Genomic DNA, 24,753 nt, shown 5'->3' on the forward strand with positions numbered 1-24,753 from the left:
TTGGGCATTCTACTCGCTGTGCAGATTTGCATAAATCAACTCTGCGAGCTTTTTACTGATCCCGGGTGCTTTGGCGATCTCTTCGATGCTGGCACGAGACAGCTCCTGCAATCCACCAAAATGTTTCAACAAATCGCGTCGACGTGTCGGTCCGACACCGGCAACGCCCTCAAGCGTGGACGTGCGGCGAGTTTTCCCGCGACGTGCGCGGTGCCCGGTAATGGCGAAACGGTGGGCTTCGTCGCGTATCTGCTGGATCAAATGCAGCGCGGGGGAATCGCCGCGCAAGGTGAATTCATGGGCTGCGTCATTGAGGTACAGGGTTTCGAAACCGGCCTTGCGCGTCGCGCCCTTGGCCACGCCCAGCAGAATCAGGTCTGGCACGGCCAGCTCGTTAAGCACGTCACGCGCCATGGACAGCTGACCTTTACCGCCGTCGACCAGCAGGATGTCCGGCAACTTGCCCTCCCCGTCCTTCAATTTGCTAAAGCGTCGGGTCAGGGCCTGATGCATCGCGGCATAGTCATCGCCCGGCGTAACGCCTTCAATGTTGTAGCGGCGGTAGTCGGATTTGATCGGACCTTCCGGGCCGAACACTACACAGGAGGCCACCGTCGCCTCGCCGCTGGAATGGCTGATGTCATAACACTCGAGACGTTGCGGCGGCTCGTCCAGGCTCAACACTTCGGCCAGGGCATCGAAACGTGCCGCAACGTGTTGCCGGTTAGCCAGACGCGCGCCCAGCGCTTGCTCGGCATTGGTGACCGCCAGTTGCTGCCAGCGCGCTCGGGTGCCGCGTACTCGATGGCTGATGGTCAATTCGCGACCGCGCAGCTCTTCGATGGCGGCGATCAGAGTCGGAAAGTCTTCATGAACCACGTTGACGATCAATTCGCTCGGCAAGTCGCGCTCGGGACTGCTGATAAAGTATTGGCCGAGAAACGCGGCCATGACTTCGCAAACGTCTTCCTCAATACCCACCTGCGGAAAGAAGTTCTTGCTCCCCAGCACCCTGCCACCGCGCACGCTGATCAAATGCACGCAGGCGCCACCTGGATTGACGAATGCCGCAATCACATCGACATCGCCCGTCCCGCCTTCCATGCTCTGTTGGTCCTGGACCCGACGCAGCAATGAGATCTGGTCACGCAGCTCGGCGGCGCGCTCGAACTCGAGGTTGATCGCTGCCTCCTCCATGGCCGCGGACAACTCGTCCGCCAGGGCATTGCTGCGACCTTCAAGAAACATCACCGAGTGGCGTACATCTTCGGCATACACCTCGGGCTCCACCAGACCCACACACGGCGCCTTGCAGCGCTTGATCTGGTATTGCAGACAAGGTCGGGCGCGGTTCTTGTAGAAGCTGTCTTCGCACTGACGAACAAAAAAAGCCTTTTGCAGCAGACTCAGGCTTTCGCGAATCGCCCCTGCGCTGGGATAAGGGCCGAAATATTTACCCTTGGCCTTTTTCGCCCCCCGATGAATGCTCAAGCGTGGGAACTGGCCGTCCGAGAGAAAGACATAAGGGTAGGATTTGTCGTCGCGCAGCAGGATGTTGTACGGCGGGCGCCATTCCTTGATCAGCGTCTGCTCAAGCAGCAAGGCTTCGGTTTCGTTGGCCGTGATGGTGGTTTCGACCTGGGCGATACGGCCCACCAGCGCGGCGGTTTTGGGGGCAAGACCGGCTTTGCGGAAGTAGCTCGCCAAACGCTTCTTGAGATTTTTGGCTTTGCCGACATACAGCAGGCGCGCATCGCTGTCGAACATGCGATAGACGCCCGGCCGCCCACTGACCGTCGACAGAAAAGCACTTGGATCAAAGATTTCATTCATTTTCAGAGGCTGGCATCAACCATGCCGTGACGAACCGCCAACAGCGTCAACTCGACATCGCTGCTGATCGAAAGCTTCTCGAAAATTCGGTAACGGTAGGTATTCACTGTTTTGGGCGACAGGCACAGTTTGTCGGAAATGATCTGCACCTTCTGGCAGCCGACAATCATCAACGCGATCTGGATTTCCCGCTCCGACAAGGCGTCGAAGGGCGAATCATTGGTTGGCTGGAACGATTTGATCGCCAGCTGCTGAGCAATCTGCGGGCTGATGTAGCGTTGCCCGGCAAACACCAGGCGAATGGCCTGGACCATTTCCGGCAACCCGGCCCCCTTGGTCAGGTAACCTGCGGCACCTGCCTGTAACAACCGAGTAGGAAATGGATCTTCTTCGCACACGGTGACCGCGACGACTTTGATATCGGGATGACTGCGCAATAACTTGCGCGTGGCTTCAAGACCGCCGATCCCCGGCATCTTGACGTCCATCAGCACCACATCGGGTTTCAATTCACGCGCTTTGAGCAGGGATTCCTCTCCCGACTCGGCCTGACCGACTACTTGCAGGCCATCGATGTCAGCCAGCATTCGTGTAATGCCTGTACGAACGAGATCATGGTCATCGACTACTAGCACCCTAATCAAGCAGACACCTCGCGATTTGGTCTTATTGGATTGCCGGACACCTTAGCAAAAAGCGACTGGCAGACCTAGCGGCAAGCAACATATAAAAAGTATCAATTCTTCTGGCGAGGCTTGCCGCCAGTGTGTTTCAGCGATGCAGCCCATTGATATCACGCTGCATTCTCAGGAAACACTGGTCCTTGCCGACCACCTTCAGGCCCTTTCTCTCGTAAAGTATTTTTGCCGGATTATTTTCAAACACCGTCAAACGCAATGCCGGGCGCCGTTCCTTGCATGCCATGGCAAATACCTGATCGATCGCCCAGGAACCGGCGCCCTGCCCCTGGTGCGCTTCCAATAAATGCAATTCGCGGATATACAAGGCTCTGGCGTCGCGGCTCAGACTGACATACCCCATCAACGTGTCATCACGCACAATCAGCCAGTTTTCGCGTCCCTCCCAGGCGACATCGAAGGCCTCGTCCAGCCACAACAGCTCATGTTGAATGTAATAGCGAAGCATATTTCGACAAGTCAGGTCACGAGCAAAGTCCAGGTCCAGAGATGTTGCCGGACGCAATTTGAAACCCATTCAAGCCTCCGCCACAGCCACGATTTGCCCTTTCCAGCCGTCAGCATTGCGGCGAGCAACAACCATAAGGCTCGCCCTACAAAAGTGCGATATCTGGAGCGTAGCCGTTTTCTGTGCTCAACACGCCCGCGGCGCAATGCAAAGTGTGTCACACCCCACGACGGACTCAAGCGATAGAAAAGCCCGTGATCATCGATAGCATTTTCTGATTGAATCCGCATACCAGGCTCTAGTAAGCTCGGCGCATTCATCGGAGACAGACCATGCTCAACGCCCTCTCACAGCTTCGTACCGCCAGCGCCTCGCGCTCGGTTGCGGCTGCCCGGGCGAATGACGTTTGTGCTCCAGTCAGCTTTTATTTTGGGTATTGGTTTAGCCACTGGCGCGCCTGATACCCACACGGCGCCCACTTTAAACGGGTCGCCCACCAGAGAATTCTCAACCCCCGGCCGGCCTCCCGACCGGGGGTTTTGTTTTTTCAGCTCCCTGCATTTAGCTGCATACATTTTTAGCGTCAACCAGACAATTTGAGGATTCACGACATGAACTACGCCACTTATTACCGTCACGACAGTTTTACCGCCTGGCGATTTACCAGCTTCCGCTCGGGACAGCCTGCCGCCTCCGATCGGTCACCCACAGGTGGCAAGCACACACACGCGGCCAATCCGGCCAATTGTCGAACACCCCAGTAGGGCCGAGCGCGCGGGAACAACCCGCCGCCAGCCCAGGAAGCCCGAATATGAACTCGTCCGTCTCTGCTCCGCCGCTGTCCACCCTGAGCCCTGCCAATGAAGCGCTGACTGTTCGTCTGCCCAGCTCATTGCAGCTCAAACAGCAATTACCCCTCAGCAATGCCCTGACCCGGCAAGTCGCCGACCACCGTCAGGCGGTTCGCGCGATCCTCAACGGTGAAGACTCCCGTCTGCTGGTCATCGTCGGCCCCTGCTCGATTCACGATCCCCGTTCAGCCCTCGAATACGCCGCCCACCTAGCCCCTCTGTCTGCACAAGTCAGCGATGAAATGCTGCTGGTGATGCGCGCCTACGTCGAAAAACCCCGCACCACGGTCGGCTGGAAAGGCCTGGCCTATGACCCGCATCTGGATGGCAGCGACGACATGGCAGGCGGCCTGACGCTGTCCCGCGAATTGATGCGCGACATGCTCCAACTGGGCTTACCCATTGCCACCGAGCTGCTGCAACCCATGGCTGCGGGCTACTTCGACGACCTGCTGAGCTGGGTCGCGATTGGTGCCCGTACCACCGAATCACAGATTCACCGGGAAATGGCCAGCGGCCTGAATATGCCGGTAGGGTTCAAGAACGGCACCGATGGCGGAGTGGCTGTCGCCAGCGATGCCATGCGCTCGGCCGCCCATCCGCATCGCCATTTCGGTGTCGATAGCCAAGGGCATCCTGCGATTATCCAGACACCGGGCAACCCCGACACCCATCTGGTGCTGCGTGGCGGCCATCGCGGGCCAAACTACGACCGCGATAGCATTGCCCAGGTGCACGGCGATTTGACCAAGCTCAAAATCCCGGCGCGGATCATGGTCGACTGCAGCCATGCCAACAGCGGTAAAGATCCATTACGTCAGCCCGCTGTGTTCAACGACGTGCTTGAACAGCGCCTGCACGGTAATCGCTCGCTGGTCGGCATGATGATTGAAAGCCATCTGGTCGAAGGCTGCCAGCCGTTGAGCCCCTCGCTGCGCTACGGGGTATCGGTGACGGATGGCTGCCTTGGCTGGTCCGCAACGGAGCAACTGTTGCTGCAGGCAGCCGAGCGACTTCGGGCGCCACGCAGGGAACAATAACCGTCTTGACCGATGCGATTCCATCCCGTCCTCAAGCGAGGACTGGATGGCTGGACGCAGACGCGCCAAGCAGGCAAATGACGTTTCCAAAGTAGGCCATCGCAATAAAGCGCCCCGCTCCGTATAAAAAGATGTCCAGATATTCCGACCAATACCTCATGTTCATCTGAACTTTCGTACTATTTCTATTCCGTTTTCACCAGGTTACAGCGGCTTTTTCATACATCGCCGAGCAGGTCGGGTGCTTTAGAGTGCCCCTTTGAGCACACACCTGACCCACTGCGAAAAAGGAATGCACATGCTACGGAATGCAACCACTCACTATCCGATCCTGCTGGTCCACGGGCTTTTCGGCTTCGATCGCATCGGCAATCTGGAACTGTTCCATGACGTCAAACTGGCCCTGAGAAGTGCCGGTGCGAGGGTTTTCATCCCGCATCTGTCAGCCACCCACAGCAATGAAACCCGCGGCGAACAACTGCTGGCGCAGATCGACCGGGTATTGCAAGGAACCGGTGCAAGCAAAGTCAATTTGATCGGTCACAGTCAGGGTGCCCTGGCTGCACGGTATGCGGGAGCGCTGGCACCCGAGTCGGTCGCCTCGGTGACATCGGTCAGCGGGCCGAACCATGGCTCGGAACTGGCCGATTACCTGCGCAAGGCGCTGACGCCCGGGCGACTGCCGGAGCATGTCGCTGGGGCGGTGGCGACCCTGTTCGCCGACTTCCTGTCGCTGCTCAGTGGCAACAGGCACCTGCCGCAGAATGCCATTGCCGCACTCAATGCACTGACCACCGAAGGCGTTGGCGCATTCAACGACAAGTACCCTCAAGGACTGCCGAAAACCTGGGGCGGCAAGGGGCGCGATGCGGTGAACGGCGTGCACTACTATTCCTGGAGCGGCACCTTGCAGGGAAACATTCTCGATGAGGCGCACCCTGCACTCAATCCGCTGCACGGGTTTCTCCGGGCTTTCTCCCACTACTTCACCACCGAAGCGGAGCAAAATGATGGCTTGGTTGGCCGATTCAGCTCCCATTTAGGCAAAGTGATCCGTTCGGACTATCCGCTGGATCATCTGGACAGCCTCAGCCAGACAACCGGTCAGGTCCGCCAGGGCATCGATCCCACCGCTCTGTATGTACAACATGCCGAACGCTTGAAAAAAGCCGGCCTTTAAGCAATGCCTTGATGCCATGCGATATACACGGAACGGATATTGACGGAACTGACATCGATGGAACTTTGAGAGAGAAATAGCCCACTGAATCCGGTAGGCTCCGCATTTTATTGAACACTGAATGGAGTATTTTCCCATGGCCAAAGCCACTGCCCGTCACATCCTGGTTTCCAGCGAAGAAAAGTGCAACGAACTCAAAGCCCAAATCGAGGCCGGTGCCGACTTCGCCGAAGTCGCTAAAGCCAACTCCAGCTGCCCGTCCAGCCGCCAGGGCGGTGATCTGGGTTCGTTCGGTCCAGGCCAGATGGTCAAGGAATTCGACACCGTGGTCTTCAGTGCACCGATCAACGTGGTGCAAGGCCCGGTCAAGACCCAGTTCGGTTATCACCTGCTGGAAGTGACCAGCCGTCAGGACTGATCAACGCTTTGAGTTTGCTACATAACGGCCCGCCTTTTGGCGGGCCGTTGTGTTTTCGTTACGTGATACGGCTGGCGAGGGACGCGCCGCTAGCGTACAAATTGTGGTTATCAACCACCCGGCTCTAAGGCTGACAATGCGACTGGCTTCCCCCACTTTGTTGTTCACTGCCGTGGCCCTGTTATTGGGCGCCGCCGGTGTGAACGCTGCACCGCAACAGGCCTTGACCGTGTACGGTGAACCGGCGAAGTATCCCGCTGGCTTCAGCCATTTCGCCTACACCAACCCGCAAGCGCCCAAGGGCGGTACGATGCGTCGCTCGACGATGGAAATCGGTCATTTCGACCATATGCTGCCGTACATTGACAAGGGCACGGGTGTCACGCAGATCGACGGCTTGATCTACTCGCCCCTGGCCCAGCGCTCGCTGGACGAGCCCTATACCGTTTACGGCCTGGTGGCCCAACAGATGGAGCGTTCCGACGATGGTTTGTCCCTGCGTTTCTATCTGAATCCGAAGGCCCGTTTCGCCGACGGCAAACCGATCTCCGCCGAAGACGTGCGTTACACCTTCAACTTGCTGATGACCCAGGGCAGCCTGCGCTTTCGCACGCAATTCGCCGACGTCAAAGGCGTCGAAGTGGAGTCACCCCTTACCGTTCGGTTCGACTTCAAAAGCAACGAAAACCGCACCCTGCCCCTCGACCTCGCGACCTTGCCGGTGTTTCCCGAACACTGGTGGAAAACCCGCGACTTCGCCAACGGCGGTGGTTACGAGCCGCCGCTGGGCAGCGGGCCGTACCGCGTGAGCAAGGTCGATTCCGGGCGCAGTATCACCTTCGAGCGTAACGCCGACTGGTGGGGCAAGGATTTACCGGTCAGCCGCGGCCTGTACAACTTCGATCATTTCAGCATCGAGTACTTCGGCGACACCGACGTCGCCCGTCAGGTGCTGCGTGGCGGGGCCTACGACTACAACCGCGAATTCTCCGCCACCGCCTATTCCATCGGCTATGACAGCCCGGCCCTGAGCGACGGTCGCCTGCAAAAGGCGCACTTGGCAACGCAAGCACCACAATCGGCCCAAGGCTTTGTGTTCAATCTGCAAAACCCGATGTTCCAGGACCGCCGTGTGCGCCAGGCCCTGGCCATGCTCTGGGATTTCGAATGGAGCAACCGGCAGATGATGCGCGAGATGTACATCCGCCAACAGAGCTACTTTTCCAACACTGACCTGGCCGCCCGGCAATTGCCGGACGCGGGTGAACGGGCGATTCTCGAACCGTTGCGCGGGCAGATCCCCGACGAAGTCTTCACTCAGGTCTTTGAAGCGCCGAAAACCGATGGCAGCGGCGTGATTCGCGACAAACAGTTGCAGGCCCTGGACTTGCTGGAACAGGCCGGCTGGAAACCCGATGGCGATCAACTGGTCAATGCCCAAGGTCAACCGCTGAGCTTCACCTTCCTGATCAGCCAGAACGGCATGGACCGACTGCTACTGCCTTATAAGCGCACCCTGAAACAAATCGGCATCGACCTGAATATTCGCCGCATCGACGCCTCCCAATACATAAACCGCCTGATGTCCCGGGACTACGACATGATCGTCACCGGCTACCCGGTCACCACTTCGCCGGGTAACGAGCTGTACAACTACTTTGGCTCGGCGGCGGCCAACGATCCCGGTTCCAACAACTACATGGTGCTGAAGAACCCCGCGGTCGATACGCTGATCAACGGCCTGGTTCGCGCCACCACCCAGGCTGACATGCTGCGCTACGCCCATGCCCTGGACCGCGTCCTGCAATGGAATTTCTATTGGATTCCCAATTATTACCCGCCAGGCAGCTCGACCGTGTGGTGGAACCGCTTCGGCATTCCCTCTGTGCAAGCGAGCAATGACGAAGCCATCGAGAGTTGGTGGGAAGTGAGCTCCACCCCCTTGACCAACCAACAGATGGCCGCCGAGCTCATCAAACGCGGAAAACCCGGAGGGCCGCACTGATGTGGGCTTACGTACTGCGGCGCCTGCTGCTGATCATTCCGACACTGGTGATCATTCTTCTGGTCAATTTCGTGATCGTCCAGGCCGCACCGGGCGGTCCGGTGGAACAGGCCATCGCGAAGCTGCAAGGCATCGGCGGTGCGAGTGTCGGTGGCGGTTCCAGCGAAGCCCTGCAAGGCAGTTCCCGTGCCAGTCGTGGGCTCGACCCGCAGTTAATCAAAGAGATCGAAAAACAATACGGCTTCGACAAGCCAGCACCAGAACGCCTGTGGCTGATGCTCAAGAGCTACGCTCGCCTGGACTTCGGCAAGAGCTTTTTCCGTGGTGCCACGGTCACCGACCTGATTCTGAAAAAAATGCCGGTAACCATTTCCCTCGGGCTCTGGGCGACGTTGATCACCTACCTGGTGTCGATCCCTCTGGGCATCCGCAAGGCTGTACACCATGGCAGCCATTTCGATATCTGGAGCAGCACCGCGATCATCATCGGTTACGCCATGCCGGCGTTCCTGTTCGCGATGTTCCTGATTGTGGTCTTCGCCGGTGGCACCTCATTGAACTGGTTTCCGGTGCGCGGCCTGGTCTCGGACAATTTCGAGTCACTGTCGACCCTGGGCAAAATCACCGATTACTTCTGGCACCTGGTGCTACCGGTGACGGCACTGGTGATCGGCGGTTTCGCGACGCTGACCATTCTCACCAAAAACTCCTTCCTCAATGAAATCACCCGCCAGTATGTAGTCACCGCCCGGGCCAAGGGCTTGAGCGAACGCCGGGTGCTTTACGGCCATGTGTTTCGCAATGCCATGCTGCTGGTGGTGTCGGGAATTCCGCAGGCCTTCATCAGCGTATTTTTCGCCGGATCGCTGCTGATCGAAGTGATCTTCTCGCTCGACGGGTTAGGTCGCATGAGTTACGAAGCTGCGGTGTCACGGGACTATCCGGTGGTATTCGGCTCGCTGTTCATTTTCACTTTGTTCGGACTGCTGATAAAAATCATTGGCGACCTCTGTTACACCCTGGTCGACCCACGTATCGACTTCGCCGCGAGGAACGCCTGATGTTCAAGCTCTCCCCATTGGGGCGTCGCCGTTTCGACCGTTTCAAGAAAAACCGCCGGGGCTGGTGGTCGCTGTGGTTGTTTATCGGCCTGTTCCTGCTGACCCTGGGCGGCGAGTTGATCGCCAACGACAAACCGCTGATGGTCAGTTATCAGGGCTCGCTGTATTTCCCGGCGCTCAAACGCCACACCGAGCAGGAATTTGGTGGGCCATTGCCATTCCAGGCCGACTACCGCAGCGATTACGTACAGAAGCTGATCCACAAGGATGGCGGTTGGATACTGTTCCCACCGATCCCGTTCAGCGACGACACGCCCAATTACGATCTCAACCAACCCGCGCCAAGCCCGCCGTCGAAGGTCAACTGGCTGGGTACCGACGATCAGGCCCGGGACGTATTGGCCCGGGTGATTTTCGGCGCGCGGGTGTCGATTCTGTTCGCGCTGGCACTGACCTTCATCAGCGCGCTGATCGGCATCGCTGCCGGTGCGCTGCAAGGCTATTACGGTGGCTGGGTCGACCTGCTTGGTCAGCGCTTGCTGGAAGTCTGGTCGGGGTTGCCGGTGCTGTACCTGCTGATCATTCTGTCGGGGTTCGTCGAGCCGAATTTCTGGTGGCTGCTGGGGATCATGGCGTTGTTTTCCTGGCTGGCGCTGGTAGACGTGGTGCGCGCCGAGTTCCTGCGCGGGCGCAACCTGGAATACGTCAAGGCCGCCCGTGCGCTGGGCCTGACCGATCGCAAGGTGATCGTGCGGCACATTCTGCCCAACGCGATGAACGCCACCCTGAGTTATTTGCCGTTCATTTTGACCGGGGCGATTTCCACCCTCACGGCGCTGGATTTCCTCGGTTTCGGCATGCCCGCCGGCAGTGCGTCCCTGGGCGAATTGATCGGTCAAGGCAAGCAGAACCTGCAAGCACCGTGGTTGGGGCTGACGGCGTTTTTCACCCTGGCGTTGATTCTTTCTTTACTGGTGTTCATTGGCGAGGCGTTGCGTGATGCCTTTGATCCACGCTCTTGATCGACAACCATGACACGGACTGGTGATATGACTGACAACCTGATCGAAATCCGTGACCTCAACGTGGCCTTCAGCGGCCAGACCGTGGTGCGCAACCTGTGCCTGGACATCCGTCCCGGCGAATGCCTGGCGCTGGTCGGCGAGTCGGGTTGCGGCAAGTCGGTGACCGCCCACTCGATCCTGCAACTGCTGCCCGAGACCGGCACTGAAACCACCGGCAGCATTCGCTATCGCGGCCAGGAGCTGATCGGCGCCGACGTCAAGGTTTTGCGCGAGCTGCGTGGCAACCGGATTGCGATGATCTTCCAGGAGCCGATGACCTCCCTCAACCCGCTGCACAGCGTTGAAAAGCAAATCGGCGAAACCTTGCTGCTGCATAAGGGGCTGGGCGGCAAAGCGGCGCAAGCGCGGATTCTCGAGTTGCTGCAACTGGTGGGCATCCAGAAGCCCGAAGAGCGGCTCAAGGCCTATCCCCATCAACTGTCGGGCGGCCAGCGGCAACGGGTGATGATCGCCATGGCCCTGGCCTGCGAGCCGGAGTTGCTGATCGCCGATGAGCCGACCACCGCGCTGGATGTGACGGTGCAGCGCAAGATCCTGCTGCTGCTCAAATCCCTGCAACAGCGACTCGGCATGTCGCTGCTGCTGATCAGCCACGACCTTAACCTGGTGCGCAGCATCGCCCAGCGCGTGTGCGTGATGAAGGCAGGGGAAATCGTCGAGCAGGCGCCCTGCGAAACACTGTTTACCGAGCCTAAACATCCTTACAGCTGCGTGCTATTGAACGCCGAACCGGAAGGCGAAGCCCTGCCCCGGGACGAGCGCGAAAAAGTGCTGGAAGTGGATAATTTGCAGGTGCGGTTCGCCATCGGTGGTGGCCTGTTTCAGCGTAAAACTTACCTGCGCGCGGTGGATGGCATCAGCCTGAACGTCCAGCGCGGCAAGACGTTGGGCATCGTCGGCGAGTCCGGTTCGGGCAAGTCCACCCTCGGGCAGGCGATCCTGCGCTTGCTCGACTCGCAGGGCAGCATTCGCTTTCAGGGTGAGGCCCTGGATGGCTTGACGCAAAAGCAGCTGCGACCGTGGCGCAAAAAGATGCAGGTGGTATTTCAGGATCCCTTCGGCAGCCTCAGCCCGCGGATGTCGGTGGCGCAGATCATCAGTGAAGGTCTTGAGGTTCACAGCCAGTCCACTCCGGACGAATGCGAAGCGCAAGTGATCCAGGTGCTGGAAGAAGTCGGCCTTGATCCACAAAGCCGCCATCGCTACCCGCACGAATTCTCCGGAGGCCAACGCCAGCGCATCGCCATTGCCCGCGCGCTGGTGCTGAAACCGGCGCTGATCCTGCTCGACGAACCGACCTCGGCGCTGGATCGCACGGTGCAAAAACAAGTGGTCGCCCTGCTCCGTCAGCTTCAGGAAAAACATGGCCTGACCTACCTGTTCATCAGTCACGACCTGGCCGTGATACGCGCCCTGGCCCACGACATGATCGTGATCAAGGACGGCAAAGTAGTGGAAAGCGGCGCGAGCCACGACGTGTTTGATTCGCCGCAGCATCCGTATACCAAAGAGCTGTTGGCGGCGGCGCGTCTGGGGTAGGCATAATCGGCGTCATGCAGTCAGACCAAGACGCCACACATCCTGGACAATGAAGCCCATGAACACCACCGAAAGCCTCAAGGACTACCAGCGCGTTCGCACCCTGGCGATCCGTTCGCTGTTCGAAATCATCGAGCAATCGAGCGAAGGCACGGTGATCGTTGACCGCGATGCGAACATCGTCTGGATGAACGAGCGTTATGCCCGGCGTTTCGGTCTCGAATCGGCCGCAGGTGCGATCGGCAGGGCCTGCGAAAGCGTGATCCCCGGCAGCCTGTTGCGTGAGGTGGTGCGCACCGGACGACCCATCCTGCTGGACATGCAAGACACCCCCAAAGAACCGCTGGTGGTGATGCGTCTGCCGATTCACGGCGATGCCGGCGCGGTGATCGGCGCCATCGGTTTTGCCTTGTTCGATGAATTGCGCAGCCTGTCGCCGATGCTCAAGCGCTACTTGAGCATGCAGGAAGAACTGGCCTCGACCCGCTCGCTGCTGCGGGCGCGGCAGACCAAGTACAACTTCGCCCATTTCATCGGCACCAGCGCCGCCAGCCTGGAAGTCAAACGCCGCGCCCGGCGCAGCGCCAGTGCCGAGTCACCGGTGTTGTTGCTCGGCGAAACCGGTACCGGCAAAGAGCTGCTGGCCCAGGCGATCCACGGCGCCTCGCCTCGGGCGCACAAAGCCTTCGTCAGCATCAACAGCGCAGCGATTCCCGAGTCGCTGCTGGAAGCCGAGTTCTTCGGCACCGCGCCCGGCGCGTTCACCGGCGCCGATCGCAAGGGCCGCGCCGGCAAATTGCAAATCGCTCAGGGCGGCACGCTGTTTCTCGATGAAATCGGCGACATGCCGCTACCCCTGCAAAGCAAGTTGCTGCGAGTGTTGCAGGAAAAGGAATTCGAGCCGGTGGGCTCCAACGAAGTGATCCAGAGCGATGTGCGAGTGATCGCGGCCACCTCCACCGATCTGGAAGCAGCGATCAAACGCGGTGAGTTTCGTGCCGATTTGTATTACCGCCTCAACGTGCTGCCGATTCAGGTTCCGCCCCTGCGTGATCGCCTCGACGACCTGCCGGCCCTCAGCGAAGCGATCCTCGAGGAGCTGCGCAGTCAGCACGAACTGAACCCCGAAGCCCTGGAACTATTGGGTCAACACGCCTGGCCAGGGAACATCCGCGAACTGCGCAACGTCCTGGAGCGCGCCGCCTTGCTCAGTGATGATTTGATGCTGAATGCAGCGGATATCCGCGCGGCGATTGGCAGTTTTACGCCGGTGCAGCGTGTGGTGCCCTTGGCCATTGAGCCGGTTGCCCATGAAACCTTCAGTGAGGCTCGCGAACGGTTTGATCGGCAGTTGATTGAGTCCGCCCTCGCGCAATGCGGCGGGAAGGTTATCGAAGCGGCGGCTCGGTTGGGGCTGGGGCGGTCGACGTTGTACAAGAAGATGGTGGCGTTGGGGATTGCGGAGTCTCCATAAGGAGACACGAATCTCTATTGGTAGATATGGCCTCTTCGCGGGCAAGCCTCGCTCCTACAGGTGGTGCATTGAAGCAAATAACCCCATTCCCCGTAGGAGCGAGGCTTGCCCGCGAAAGCGTCAGCCCCAGCCCCAGCCCCAGCCACCAAAAATCTCAATACAGAGACAGAAACCCGCACAATCTTCTGACAAATAAATATTTTCTTTAAATTTTAACAACTTATCTTCTGGCACGAAACCCGCTATAGCCCTTCCCACAAAGCTTCACCTACAAAAATAACAATCGAAGGAGACACACCATGAGTGTGATCATTGCCTTGGCAGCCCTCACGCTGTTGATGGTGGCTGCTTACCGTGGCTATAGCGTTATCCTCTTTGCCCCGATCGCCGCCCTCGGCGCCGTCCTGCTCACTGACCCTTCCGCCGTTGCCCCCGTCTTCACCGGGGTGTTCATGGAAAAAATGGTCGGCTTCGTCAAACTGTATTTCCCGGTGTTCCTGCTCGGTGCCGTATTCGGCAAGCTGATCGAGTTGTCGGGCTTCTCCCGCTCCATCGTCGCCGCGGCCATTCGCTTGCTCGGCACTCGCCAAGCGATGCTGGTGATCGTGTTGGTCTGCGCCCTGCTCACTTACGGCGGCGTGTCGCTGTTTGTGGTGGTGTTTGCGGTCTACCCGTTTGCAGCCGAGATGTTCCGCCAGAGCAATATCCCCAAGCGCCTGATCCCGGCGACCATCGCCCTCGGCGCATTCTCGTTCACCATGGACGCCCTGCCCGGCACGCCGCAGATCCAGAACATCATCCCCAGCACCTTCTTCAACACCACCGCCTGGGCGGCGCCGTGGCTGGGTGTGATCGGCACGATTTTCGTGTTCAGCGCCGGCATGCTGTTCCTGCAGAGTCAGCGCAACAAGGCCCAGCGCAGCGGTGAGGGATATGGCTCAGCGTTGCGCAACGAGCCGGAAACCGCGCCGGACATCAAGTTGCCCAACCCATGGATCGCGCTGTCGCCGCTGTTGATGGTGGGCCTGATGAACCTGTTGTTCACTCGCTGGATTCCTGAGTGGTACGGCAAGACTCACAGCCTTTCGCTGCCGGGCATGGCAGCACCGGTGACCACCGACATCGCCAAACTGACGGCGATCTGGGCGGTCCAGGCAGCCTTGCTGGTGGGCATCGTCATGGTGCTGGTGTTCGCCTTTCAGACGATTCGCGGCAAGTTGGCCGAAGGCAGTAAAAGCTCGGTCAGCGGCGCGCTGCTGGCAGCGATGAACACGGCGTCGGAATACGGTTTCGGTGCAGTGATCGCCTCGTTGCCGGGTTTTCTGGTGCTGTCCGGCTGGCTCAAAAGCATTCCCAACCCGCTGGCCAACGAAGCGATTACCGTGACTCTGCTGGCCGGCATCACCGGTTCGGCATCGGGCGGCATGAGCATTGCCCTGGCGGCGATGTCCGAGACGTTCATCAGCGCCGCCCACGCCGCCAATATTCCGCTGGAAGTGCTGCACCGGGTCGCCGCGATGGCCAGTGGCGGCATGGATACCCTGCCGCACAACGGCGCGGTGATTACTTTGCTGGCGGTCACCGGTTTGACCCACCGCGAGGCCTACAAAGACATTTTCTGTATTACGCTGATCAAGACACTCGCTGTTTTTGTGGTGATCGGTACTTTCTACGCCACTGGCATTGTGTGAGGTATTCATGACGACTCTTTCGGGCAAGACCGCACTGGTCACCGGTTCCACCAGCGGCATCGGTCTGGGAATCGCCTTGAGCCTGGCCAAGGCTGGCGCCAACCTGATCCTCAACGGTTTCGGCGATGCCTCCAGGGTGATTGCTGAAGTGGAACAATTCGGCGGCAAGGTCGGCCATCACCCGGCCGACGTCAGCGACGCGACGCAGATCGCCGACATGATCGAGTACGCCGAGCGTGAGTTCGGCGGCGTGGATATCCTGGTCAACAACGCGGGCATCCAGCACGTGGCGTCGGTGGAAGATTTTCCGGTGGAGCGCTGGGACTCGATCATTGCGATCAACCTGTCGTCGGTGTTTCACAGCACCCGTTTGAGCTTGCCGGGGATGCGCACCAAGGGCTGGGGACGGATCATCAACATCGCGTCGGTGCATGGCCAGGTCGGTTCGGTGGGCAAGGCGGCGTACGTTGCGGCCAAGCATGGCGTGATCGGTTTGACCAAAGTGGTCGGCCTGGAAACCGCTACGACAAACGTCACTTGCAATGCCCTTTGTCCGGGTTGGGTGCTGACGCCGCTGGTGCAGAAGCAGATCGATGATCGCGCCGCGACCGGGATCGACCCGCAGCAGGCGCAACACGACTTGCTGGCCGAGAAGCAGCCGTCCCTGGAATTCGTGACGCCGCCGCAGCTGGGTGAGTTGGTGCTGTTTTTATGCAGCGAAGCCGGTAGCCAGGTGCGTGGCGCGGCGTGGAATATTGATGGTGGGTGGTTGGCGCAGTAACCCGCCGCTAGCCCCCTGACACTGATCGTTCCCACGCTCTGCGTGGGAATGCAGCCCGGGACGCTCCGCGTCCCAAAGCGGACGCGGAGCGTCCATTGAGGCATTCCCACGCAGAGCGTGGGAACGAGAGAGGCCAAGCCATGTCCGACATCCTCTGGCAACCCGGCACCGAGCGCATCGGCAAGACCCGCATGGAGGGCTTCCGGCGCTTCGTCAATCAGCGACATGCCCTTGAGATCGCCGACTACCCTGACCTGCACCAATGGAGCATCGATCAGCGGGAAGCTTTCTGGCAGGCCATCGTCGATTTCTTCGACATCCGTTTTCACGACCAGCCAGACGCGGTGCTGATAGAGGGCACGCAAATGCCCAGCGCCCAGTGGTTCCCCGGCGCCACGCTGAACTTCGCCGAGCACCTGCTGCGCCGTCGCGACGATGCCGTGGCGGTAGTGGCCATCGGTGAAAACGGCCAACGGGAACAACTGACCTGGGCCGAACTGGCGAGCCATGTCGCCGGTTTTCAAAACGGCCTGAAAGCTGCCGGTGTCGGCCTCGGCGACCGCGTGGCCGCGTGCATGCCGAACACCTGGCAAACCCTTGTGGCCATGCTCGCGACAACCAGCCTGGGCGCGATCTGGTCCTGTTCTTCACCCGACTTCGGCACCCATGGGGTGATCGACCGCTTCGGCCAGATCGAGCCGAAAGTGCTGATCACCTGCGCCGGTTACCGCTACGCTGGCAAGGACATCGACCAGACCACCAAGGTCAACGAAATCCTCGGGCAACTGCCGTCCTTGCAGCAGTTGATCGTTGTGCCTTACGCACGACCCCAGGCGCGCATCGAAGACTTCCGCAGCCGGGCCAACGTGACGCTCTGGGACGACTTCTACGACCCGGGCGGCGAGCCGCAATTCGTTCCCGTGCCCTTCGCTCATCCGCTGTACATCCTCTATTCCAGCGGCACCACTGGCGTGCCGAAATGCATTGTTCACAGCACCGGCGGCGTGCTGCTGCAACACGTCAAGGAACATGGCCTGCACACTGACCTCGGCCCCGGCGACCGTTTGTTCTACTACACCACGTGCGGCTGGATGATGTGGAACTGGCTGGTCTCGGCCCTGGCCGTCGACAGCGCCGTGGTGTTGTATGACGGCTCGCCATTTCATCCAGGTCCGGAACGCTTGATTGACCTGATCGACGACGAACGCATCAACGTCTTCGGCACCAGTCCCAAGTTTCTCACCGCGCTGGAAAGCAATGGCATGAAGCCGTGCGAAAGTCATGACCTGAGCAGCCTCAAAACCGTGCTGTCCACCGGTTCCGCGCTGTCGCCGCAAAGCTTTGATTACGTCTATCGCGTGTTTAAGTCCGACCTGTGCCTGTCCTCGATGTCCGGCGGTACCGACATCGTGTCGTGTTTTGTGATCGGCAACCCCGTCCTGCCGGTGCGCCGTGGCGAAATGCAATGCAAGGGCCTGGGCATGGCGGTTGAAGTCTGGAACGACGCCGGTACGCCTGTGATCGGTGAAAAAGGCGAGCTGGTGTGTACCCGACATTTTCCGGCCATGCCCATCGGTCTGTGGAACGACCCTGACGGGGAGAAGCTGCGAAAGTCCTATTTCAGCCTGTTCCCCGGCATCTGGGCCCAAGGCGATTACGCCGAGCAACTGCCCCATGGCGGCATGCTGATCCATGGGCGTTCCGATGCGGTACTCAACCCCGGCGGTGTACGCATCGGCACAGCGGAAATCTATCGTCAGGTGGAGAAAGTCCCGCAGGTGCTGGACAGCGTGGCCATCGGTCAGCAATGGCAGGATGACGTGCGGGTGGTACTGTTCGTGAAGTTGCGCGACGGTGTCGAGCTGGACGAAGCGCTGCAACAACAGATTCGCCAGGTCATCCGCGCCAACACCACGCCACGGCATGTGCCGGCGAAGATAGTCGCGGTGACGGACATTCCACGGACCATCAGCGGCAAGGTGGTCGAGCTGGCAGTGAGGAATGTGGTACATGGCCAGAAGGTGAAGAACACCGATGCCTTAGCCAATCCCGAGGCCCTGGAGCAGTTTCGCGACCGCCCCGAACTGAACGACTGAAATGCGACCCCTGGAGCTGCCGAAGCAGACTGTGTGAAAACCTAGCCATTTGCGCAGCGATTCAAGAAAATGCCCCATCATTGAAAGATACGGGGCATTTTTGCTGTGGCGTATATCCAAGGTGAACCACGAAACCAGACCAGTCTATTCCCGGTTTCTCTGGAAGATTTAATACCTGAAGATCATCTCGTTCGCGTGATTGACGCCTATGTCGCAGGACTGGATCTTGTTCAATTGGGCTTCGGCAGGGCAACTCCCAAAGGCACAGGACGTCCCTCTTACGATCCTGCCGACCAGCTCAAACTGTATCTCTACGGCTATTTCCAGCGGATTCGCTCCTCGCGCCGACTTGAAGCCGAGTGCCAACGCAACGTCGAAGTCATGTGGCTGATCAATCGACTCAAGCCCGACTTTAAAACCATTGCCGACTTTCGTCGGGACAACAAAACCGCGTTCATTGCCACGTGCCGGGCCTTTGTCCAATTCTGCCGCGCGGTCGGTTTGATTGCGGGCGACCTGGTTGCCATCGATGGCAGTAAATTTCGGACGGTGGCGTCTGCACGACGGCATCTGAATCTCAAACAGCTCAAGCTCCAGGAGGAAAAGCTGGACAAGCGCATTGCCCAGTATCTGGTGCAGCTGGATGAGGCCGACAAGGACGAGGCGGGTGAAACGGTTGATCGCAGCGCGATCAAAACCGCGCTGGCGCGACTTGAAGACAAGCAGTCGAATAACCGGACTTGCCAGGCTTTGATGAAGTCTATGGATCTGGAGCAGTTCAACGCTCACGAAAGCGATGCTCGAATGATGCGCACCGCCAAAGGTCCGCGAGTTGCTTACAACGTGCAAACGGCGGTGGACGCTGAACACTGCCTGATCCTGCACCATGCAGTGACTCAGGATGGCGACGATCGGCGTCAGTTGGAGCCGATGGCCAAGGAGGCCAAAGAACAGTTGCAGCAGCCAGAGCTGACCGTGACGGCTGACGCCGGCTACTCCAATGGCCAGCAATTCCAGGCATGTGAAGACGCCAACATCACGGCTTATGTGCCGCCCAGCCGATCAAAGAACTCCAGCCGCAAAGGTAAGGATTTTTTCGACCGAAAAGACTTTGTTTACGACGTAGAGCACGACCATTACCAATGCCCTGCCGGCCAATTACTGACACTCAAGCAATTGCACAACGGCAATCGTGAGTACCAGGCCATCAAGGATTGCACCTCCTGTGCATTAAAAGCACAGTGCACCGATGCGCCTCGTCGGTATGTCTCGCGGCATGCAAACGAAGATGCCTTTGAGCGCATGGGGCAACGGATGCGGGCACATCCAGAGATGATGGTCAGCCGAAGATCCATCGTTGAACACCCTTTCGGCAACCTCAAACAATGGCTGTTCGGCAACGGCCGCTTCCTGCTGCGTCAATTGGAAGGCGCGAGAGCGGAAATGGCGCTGGCGATAAACGCCTACAACCTCAAAAGAGTGATTAATGTGCTGGGAGCACGTCAACTGATGGCGTTAATGGGCTGAATAGCCTTTTTTCGTCTGCTTCCCGCAAAGAGCAAACGCCCCGAACAAGCCGTGGCGTTTGCTTGGGCCGCGATTACTGCGTTTTCACACAGTCTGGAAGGCTGCGATCTTTTGATTTTTGGCGTCAGATGAATCGCTAAAGATCAAAAGATCGCAGCCTTCGGCAGCTCCTGCGGGGGTAGACGTCAGTCCATCAGACCCCATTCACCCGGCGGGGTATGGGGCCCGGGCGTAGCCTCGGCGTGCATTTTCAGGCGCAGGCGCAAGTTGTTCACCGAATCCGCATGTTTCAGCGCCTCTGCCTCATCAATCGCGCCCTCGGCAAATAGCTCGAACAGCGCCCCATCAAACGTCTGCATCCCCGCTTCTGACGACTTCTCCATAATCCCCTTGAGCTCGGAAAACTCATTGCGCCGGATCAGGTCGCCGATGGTCGGCGTTCCCAGCATAATCTCCACCGCCGCCCGGCGTTGCCCATCGCGGGTACGCACCAACCGCTGGGAAACAAAGGCCTTGAGGTTGTTGCCCAGGTCATGGAGCAGTTGCGTCCGGCGTTCTTCGGGAAAGAAGTTGATCACGCGGTCCAGCGCCTGATTGGCGTTGTGCGCATGCAAAGTGGAAATGACCAGATGACCGGTATCGGCAAACGCCAGCGCATGTTCCATAGTCTCGCGGTCACGAATTTCGCCGATCAGCACCACGTCCGGCGACTGGCGCAGGGTGTTTTTCAACGCCGCATGAAAACTGCGGGTATCAACGCCGACCTCACGTTGATTGATGATCGATTTCTTGTGCCGATGGATAAACTCGACGGGGTCTTCGATGGTGATGATATGCCCGCTGCTGTGGCGGTTGCGGTAATCGATCAGTGCCGCCAGCGAGGTCGACTTGCCTGAGCCGGTCGAACCGACGAACAGTATCAGCCCCTGTTTGAGCATGATGGTTTCAAGCAGCCCAGGTGGCAGTTTGAGGTCTTCGAAGCGTGGAATGTCGAGTTTGATGTTGCGCGCCACGATGGACACATCGTTGCGCTGCTTGAAGATATTGAGCCGAAAGCGCCCGACACCAGCCAGAGAAAGCGCCAGGTTCATTTCCAGTTCGCGATCGAACTCCAGGCGTTGTTCGGCGTCCATGATGGACGCGGCAATGGCCGCCACCTCTCCCGGTTTGAACGGTTGATCGGCCAAGGGTTTGAGCACACCGTCGAATCGCGCGCTGGGTGGCGCTCCCGTGGACAGGTAAAGATCGGAGCCATTGCGGCTGGACAGAATCTGCAACAGTGCATCGATTTCCATGGCAAAAAACACCCGCGAAGCATTCAATTGAAAAAATGGCCCAAAACGGGTCATCCAGCGTCTACCGCCCTGCAAGGATAGTAGACGCGGCCACACCGACTGACGCGCAGGACATTGTAATGAACGCACCATCGACCACCTGCGACGCCCAGGCCTTGATTGCCCGACTGGACTGGACAAATAACCCGCTGGGCGCCGCCGACCACTGGCCACAGAGCCTGCGCACCGCCGTGGACATTGTGATTCACTCGCCGATGCCGATGCTGTTGCTGTGGGGCCCACAGCTCGCGCAGATCTACAATGATGGCTTCGCTCTCCTTGCCGGCAGCAAACACCCTCACGCTTTCGGACAACCGACGCACCTGATCTGGCCAGAACTTAAAGACTTTACCGACCCGATTTACAGCGCCGTCCTACAGGGTCAGGTGCGGACCTACAGCGAGCAGCGCTTTACCTTGCAGCGCGACGGTCAGAATTCCGACTTCTGGCTGGATTTGACCTACAGCCCCATTCGCAACGAAAGCGCCGAGGTCGCCGGGATTCTGGTCACGGCCATCGAAACCAATGAGCGCCGCCGCATCGCGCAGGAACTCGAACAACGCTCCGCCGCGAGCCTCAAGGCCCAGCAGGAAACCGAGCAGCGCCTGCAACTGGCGCTGGCCGCCACCGATGCCGTCGGCACCTGGGACTGGGACATCGGCGAAGACCGATTCATCGCCGATGCCCACTTCGCTCAATTGCATGGCATCAATCCGGCCATGGCCAGTCAATTGCCCATCAGCGAATACCTCCACGGCGTGCACCCGGAAGATCGCGCCATGATTGCCCGCAACATCAAGCACTGCATCACCCATGGCAGCGAGTACGCCGAGGAATATCGCTTGCTGCAGCCCGACGGCCAATTGCGTTGGGTGTTTGCCCGAGGCCGCTGCTATAAGGACCATCATGGTCGGCCCATCCGTTTCCTTGGCGCAGCACTCGATCTGACGGAACGCAAACACATCGAACAGGCTTTGCGCCAGAGCCAGACCGAGCTGCAACTGATCATCAACGCCATGCCGATCCTGATCAGTTACGTCGACAGCGAGGAGCGCTTTCGCCTGAACAATGCCGCCTATCTGGAATGGTACGGCCTGACGCCCCAGGAGCTTTACGGCCGCACCATCCGCGAAGTGCTGGGCGACGAAGCCTATGCCTCACGCGCCGAATACATTGCCGAGGCGCTGAAAGGCAAGGCCTGCAGTTTCAGCATCAGCGCCGCGCACCGCGACGGCAGCCTCCGTCAGGCCTTGATGAACTACCTGCCCCGTCATGGCCCGGACGGCGCGGCAAATGGTTTTTACATCTTCGTAATCGACGAAACCGAGCGCAAACAGACCGAGGAAGCCCTGCGCAATCTCAACGAAACCCTTGAAGAACGCGTCAGCGCCCGCACTCAGCAATTGGCCGAAGCCAACCAGCGACTGCAGAACGAGATGTTCGAACGCGAGCGCGCCGAAGACGCCTTGCGGCACGCGCAGAAAATGGAAGCGGTGGGACAACTCACCGGCGGCATCGCCCATGACTTCAACAACATGCTCACCGGGATCATCGGCAGCCTCGATTTGATGCAGCGCTACATTGCCAATGGTCGCACTGACGAGATCGGTCGTTTTACCGAAGCCGCGGTGTCCTCGGCCCACCGCGCCGCCGCCCTGACCCATCGCCTGCTGGCGTTCTCCCGGCGTCAGTCGCTGGATCGCAAGCCGCTGAATGCCAACCAGCTGGTGCATTCCCTGGAAGATTTGTTCCTCCGAACCAAGGGCGACCACATCGAGCTCAAAATGCAACTGACCGATGAAGTCTGGCCGGTCAGTACTGACGTCAGCCAACTGGAAAACGCTCTGCTCAACCTGGTCATCAATGCCCGGGATGCGATGCCCGAAGGCGGCGAGCTGCTGATTGAAACCGCCAATGTTCACCTCGACGGTAGCGACATCCCCCCCCTGGAACCGGTCAGGGCCGGGGATTACCTGATGATTGCCGTCAGTGACAACGGCGCCGGTATGACCCCGTCAGTGTTGGCCAAGGCCTTCGACCCGTTCTTCACCACCAAACCCATCGGCCAGGGCACCGGTCTTGGGCTGTCGATGATCTATGGCTTCGCCCAGCAGTCGGGCGGGCACGTCAGCCTTCACAGCCTGCCGGGCCAAGGCACCAGCGTTCGTCTGTATTTGCCACGGCTCCACGTCGCGGTGCCAGAGCACACTCTGGAACCGCTCAACGGCGAAACACCGGCAGCGGTGGCCGGTGAAACCGTGGTGTTGGTGGAAGACGATCCGGCGGTGCGCATGCTGGTGCTCGACCTGCTTAATGAATTGGGTTATCACGCCCATGAAGCCGAAGACGCGAAGGCCGCCCTGCCCTTGCTGGAGTCCGACCTGCGAGTCGATCTGCTGGTGACCGATGTCGGGCTGCCGGGTATGAACGGTCGGCAACTGGCGGAAATCGCGCGTCAGCATCGCCCGGGTCTGAAGGTGCTGTTCATGACCGGTTATGCGGAAAAAGCCGCCGAACGCCAGGGTTTCCTGGAAGAAGGCATGGACATGGTGGCCAAACCTTTTTCCATTGAGCTGTTGGCCAACAAGATTCGCACGATGATCGGCCAAGCGGACTGAGTTAAGGCATAATCGCGCGCCCCACGCTGGCACCAACATAGCCACCACCGTTGCAAGGTACTGCCAATGAAAGCCCAAGCCCGCCATATCCTGGTGAAAACCTCGGAAGAAGCCGAGCAGCTCAAACAACGCATCGCCAAGGGCGAAGCCTTCGATGTGCTGGCCAAGAAATACTCCACCTGCCCGTCCGGAAAACGCGGCGGCGACCTGGGCGAAGTACGGCCCGGGCAGATGGTCGGCGTGATCGATGCGGTGATCTTCAAAAAACCACTGCGGGTGGTGCATGGGCCGATCAAGAGCAAGTTCGGGTATCACCTGGTGCAGGTGTTTTACCGGGATTGATGAGCGTGTCAGATTTTTTGTGTGCTGGCCGGTAATGGCCTGCCGTCAGGCAGACCTTCATTTCACTAGGTCGGCACTTCGAACAACTCGCCGTCACAGTGAATCAGACGCTTCATAGATGTCCGCTTATACGCAAAGAAACCCACCGGCACCTGCCCCCCACCTGTAATTTCTGACAGTAGACCCATCTGCTCGTCTACTTTAACGTCAACAGGCCTTCGACAGTCTTTGAAAAGGAGATTTCAATGAGCTCGATGACCACCCACCCGACCATGGCTGCGGTCTACCGCAAGGCGCTGAAAACCTGGCGCCCGGTGATCCTGTATTTCGGCAGCCAACACTGTCCTGCCTGCGAAATGGCCGGGCCGGTTTTTCGTCAGATTGCAGAGCCCTATCGGCATCACGCGCAAATCTACATGCTCAACACCAGCGAATCGCCCAAGCATCCGGATGTCACCGGCACACCCACCGTGCTGTTTTACAAGGACGGGAAGTTGCTGAAGAAGCTCAAAGGAATTGGAACCCGGGAAACTCTGGAAGACAACTTCAAAAAGCACATCGGCAAGGTCAGGCCCAAGCAGGTTGCCCACAAACCCCGCCACGATTTGCCGTGGTTGCAGAAAACCTTCAGCACTTTATGCACCGCGCCTCGGGCACGGGAGTTGTTGAATGCACGGATGAGTCATATTTTAGTCGTCTGACAGACCGCTTTCGCGAGCAAGCCCGCATAGG

19 protein-coding genes are annotated in these 24,753 nt (G+C 59.1%); 15 read left to right on the top strand and 4 right to left on the bottom strand.

All coding sequences use genetic code 11. The features are described from left to right. Positions 1 to 9: 9 nt before the first annotated feature. The 3 genes from uvrC to LOY56_RS15310 all read right to left on the bottom strand — a co-directional run bounded on the left by uvrC (position 10) and on the right by LOY56_RS15310 (position 3,048). Positions 10 to 1,833 (bottom strand): excinuclease ABC subunit UvrC, encoded by a 1,824-nt coding sequence (gene uvrC / locus LOY56_RS15300; protein WP_258615270.1) that lies wholly within the window; start codon positions 1,831 to 1,833, stop codon positions 10 to 12. A 2-nt stretch (positions 1,834 to 1,835) separates the two neighbouring features. After that, complete coding sequence (gene uvrY, locus LOY56_RS15305) at positions 1,836 to 2,477, bottom strand: UvrY/SirA/GacA family response regulator transcription factor (RefSeq protein ID WP_008015884.1); 642 nt, start codon at positions 2,475 to 2,477, stop codon at positions 1,836 to 1,838. Between the two features lie 127 nt (positions 2,478 to 2,604). Then, a complete protein-coding gene (locus tag LOY56_RS15310; protein WP_258615272.1) occupies positions 2,605 to 3,048 on the bottom strand; it encodes a GNAT family N-acetyltransferase in 444 nt (147 codons plus the stop codon). A 742-nt stretch (positions 3,049 to 3,790) separates the two neighbouring features. On the opposite strand from LOY56_RS15310, the gene LOY56_RS15315 reads away from it, so the two are divergent. The 12 genes from LOY56_RS15315 to LOY56_RS15370 all read left to right on the top strand — a co-directional run bounded on the left by LOY56_RS15315 (position 3,791) and on the right by LOY56_RS15370 (position 19,727). Further along, a complete protein-coding gene (locus LOY56_RS15315) occupies positions 3,791 to 4,870 on the top strand; it encodes a 3-deoxy-7-phosphoheptulonate synthase (protein WP_258615274.1) in 1,080 nt (359 codons plus the stop codon). Between the two features lie 298 nt (positions 4,871 to 5,168). Then, a complete protein-coding gene (locus LOY56_RS15320; RefSeq protein ID WP_258615276.1) occupies positions 5,169 to 6,050 on the top strand; it encodes a triacylglycerol lipase in 882 nt (293 codons plus the stop codon). Between the two features lie 136 nt (positions 6,051 to 6,186). Next, positions 6,187 to 6,468, top strand: a complete 282-nt coding sequence (locus LOY56_RS15325; RefSeq protein WP_007898306.1) for a peptidylprolyl isomerase — start codon at positions 6,187 to 6,189, stop codon at positions 6,466 to 6,468. A 136-nt stretch (positions 6,469 to 6,604) separates the two neighbouring features. Further along, positions 6,605 to 8,473, top strand: coding sequence for an extracellular solute-binding protein (locus LOY56_RS15330; protein WP_258615277.1), 1,869 nt, complete (start codon positions 6,605 to 6,607; stop codon positions 8,471 to 8,473). Next, positions 8,473 to 9,534 carry a microcin C ABC transporter permease YejB gene (locus LOY56_RS15335; protein ID WP_258615278.1) on the top strand — a complete coding sequence of 354 codons (1,062 nt, stop codon included), beginning with the start codon at positions 8,473 to 8,475 and terminating at the stop codon, positions 9,532 to 9,534. Before LOY56_RS15330 ends, LOY56_RS15335 begins: the two co-directional genes overlap by 1 nt. Continuing rightward, entirely contained in the window at positions 9,534 to 10,556 is a 1,023-nt protein-coding gene (locus tag LOY56_RS15340) for an ABC transporter permease (protein WP_258615280.1), read from the top strand. The genes LOY56_RS15335 and LOY56_RS15340 overlap by 1 nt, the downstream gene beginning before the upstream one ends. 27 nt (positions 10,557 to 10,583) lie before the next feature. Next, positions 10,584 to 12,158, top strand: a complete 1,575-nt coding sequence (locus LOY56_RS15345) for an ABC transporter ATP-binding protein (RefSeq protein ID WP_258615283.1) — start codon at positions 10,584 to 10,586, stop codon at positions 12,156 to 12,158. A 58-nt stretch (positions 12,159 to 12,216) separates the two neighbouring features. Then, positions 12,217 to 13,632: a sigma-54-dependent Fis family transcriptional regulator gene (locus LOY56_RS15350; protein WP_258615285.1), complete on the top strand. Its 1,416-nt coding sequence runs from the start codon at positions 12,217 to 12,219 to the stop codon at positions 13,630 to 13,632. Positions 13,633 to 13,931: 299 nt separating this feature from the next. Beyond that, entirely contained in the window at positions 13,932 to 15,323 is a 1,392-nt protein-coding gene (locus LOY56_RS15355) for a GntP family permease (protein WP_258615287.1), read from the top strand. A 7-nt stretch (positions 15,324 to 15,330) separates the two neighbouring features. Beyond that, positions 15,331 to 16,104 carry a 3-hydroxybutyrate dehydrogenase gene (hbdH, locus tag LOY56_RS15360; protein ID WP_258615288.1) on the top strand — a complete coding sequence of 258 codons (774 nt, stop codon included), beginning with the start codon at positions 15,331 to 15,333 and terminating at the stop codon, positions 16,102 to 16,104. Positions 16,105 to 16,244: 140 nt separating this feature from the next. Then, positions 16,245 to 18,200: an acetoacetate--CoA ligase gene (locus tag LOY56_RS15365; RefSeq protein WP_258615289.1), complete on the top strand. Its 1,956-nt coding sequence runs from the start codon at positions 16,245 to 16,247 to the stop codon at positions 18,198 to 18,200. Positions 18,201 to 18,305: 105 nt separating this feature from the next. Next, the gene (locus LOY56_RS15370; protein WP_258615292.1) at positions 18,306 to 19,727 is read left to right on the top strand and encodes an IS1182 family transposase; all 1,422 of its coding nucleotides are present in this window, start codon (positions 18,306 to 18,308) and stop codon (positions 19,725 to 19,727) included. A gap of 185 nt (positions 19,728 to 19,912) precedes the next feature. Here LOY56_RS15370 and LOY56_RS15375 read toward each other — a convergent pair whose 3' ends face one another. Then, entirely contained in the window at positions 19,913 to 21,022 is a 1,110-nt protein-coding gene (locus LOY56_RS15375) for a PilT/PilU family type 4a pilus ATPase (protein WP_258615293.1), read from the bottom strand. A 119-nt stretch (positions 21,023 to 21,141) separates the two neighbouring features. Between LOY56_RS15375 and LOY56_RS15380 the strand changes: the two genes are divergently transcribed. The 3 genes from LOY56_RS15380 to LOY56_RS15390 all read left to right on the top strand — a co-directional run bounded on the left by LOY56_RS15380 (position 21,142) and on the right by LOY56_RS15390 (position 24,722). Next, positions 21,142 to 23,679 carry a PAS domain S-box protein gene (locus LOY56_RS15380; RefSeq protein ID WP_258615295.1) on the top strand — a complete coding sequence of 846 codons (2,538 nt, stop codon included), beginning with the start codon at positions 21,142 to 21,144 and terminating at the stop codon, positions 23,677 to 23,679. 66 nt (positions 23,680 to 23,745) lie between these two features. Next, a complete protein-coding gene (locus tag LOY56_RS15385; protein ID WP_007898282.1) occupies positions 23,746 to 24,021 on the top strand; it encodes a peptidylprolyl isomerase in 276 nt (91 codons plus the stop codon). 245 nt (positions 24,022 to 24,266) lie between these two features. Then, complete coding sequence (locus tag LOY56_RS15390; protein ID WP_258615297.1) at positions 24,267 to 24,722, top strand: co-chaperone YbbN; 456 nt, start codon at positions 24,267 to 24,269, stop codon at positions 24,720 to 24,722. The last annotated feature ends 31 nt before the right edge of the window (positions 24,723 to 24,753 follow it).

This window comes from Pseudomonas sp. B21-048 (assembly GCF_024748615.1).
Lineage (GTDB): Bacteria > Pseudomonadota > Gammaproteobacteria > Pseudomonadales > Pseudomonadaceae > Aquipseudomonas.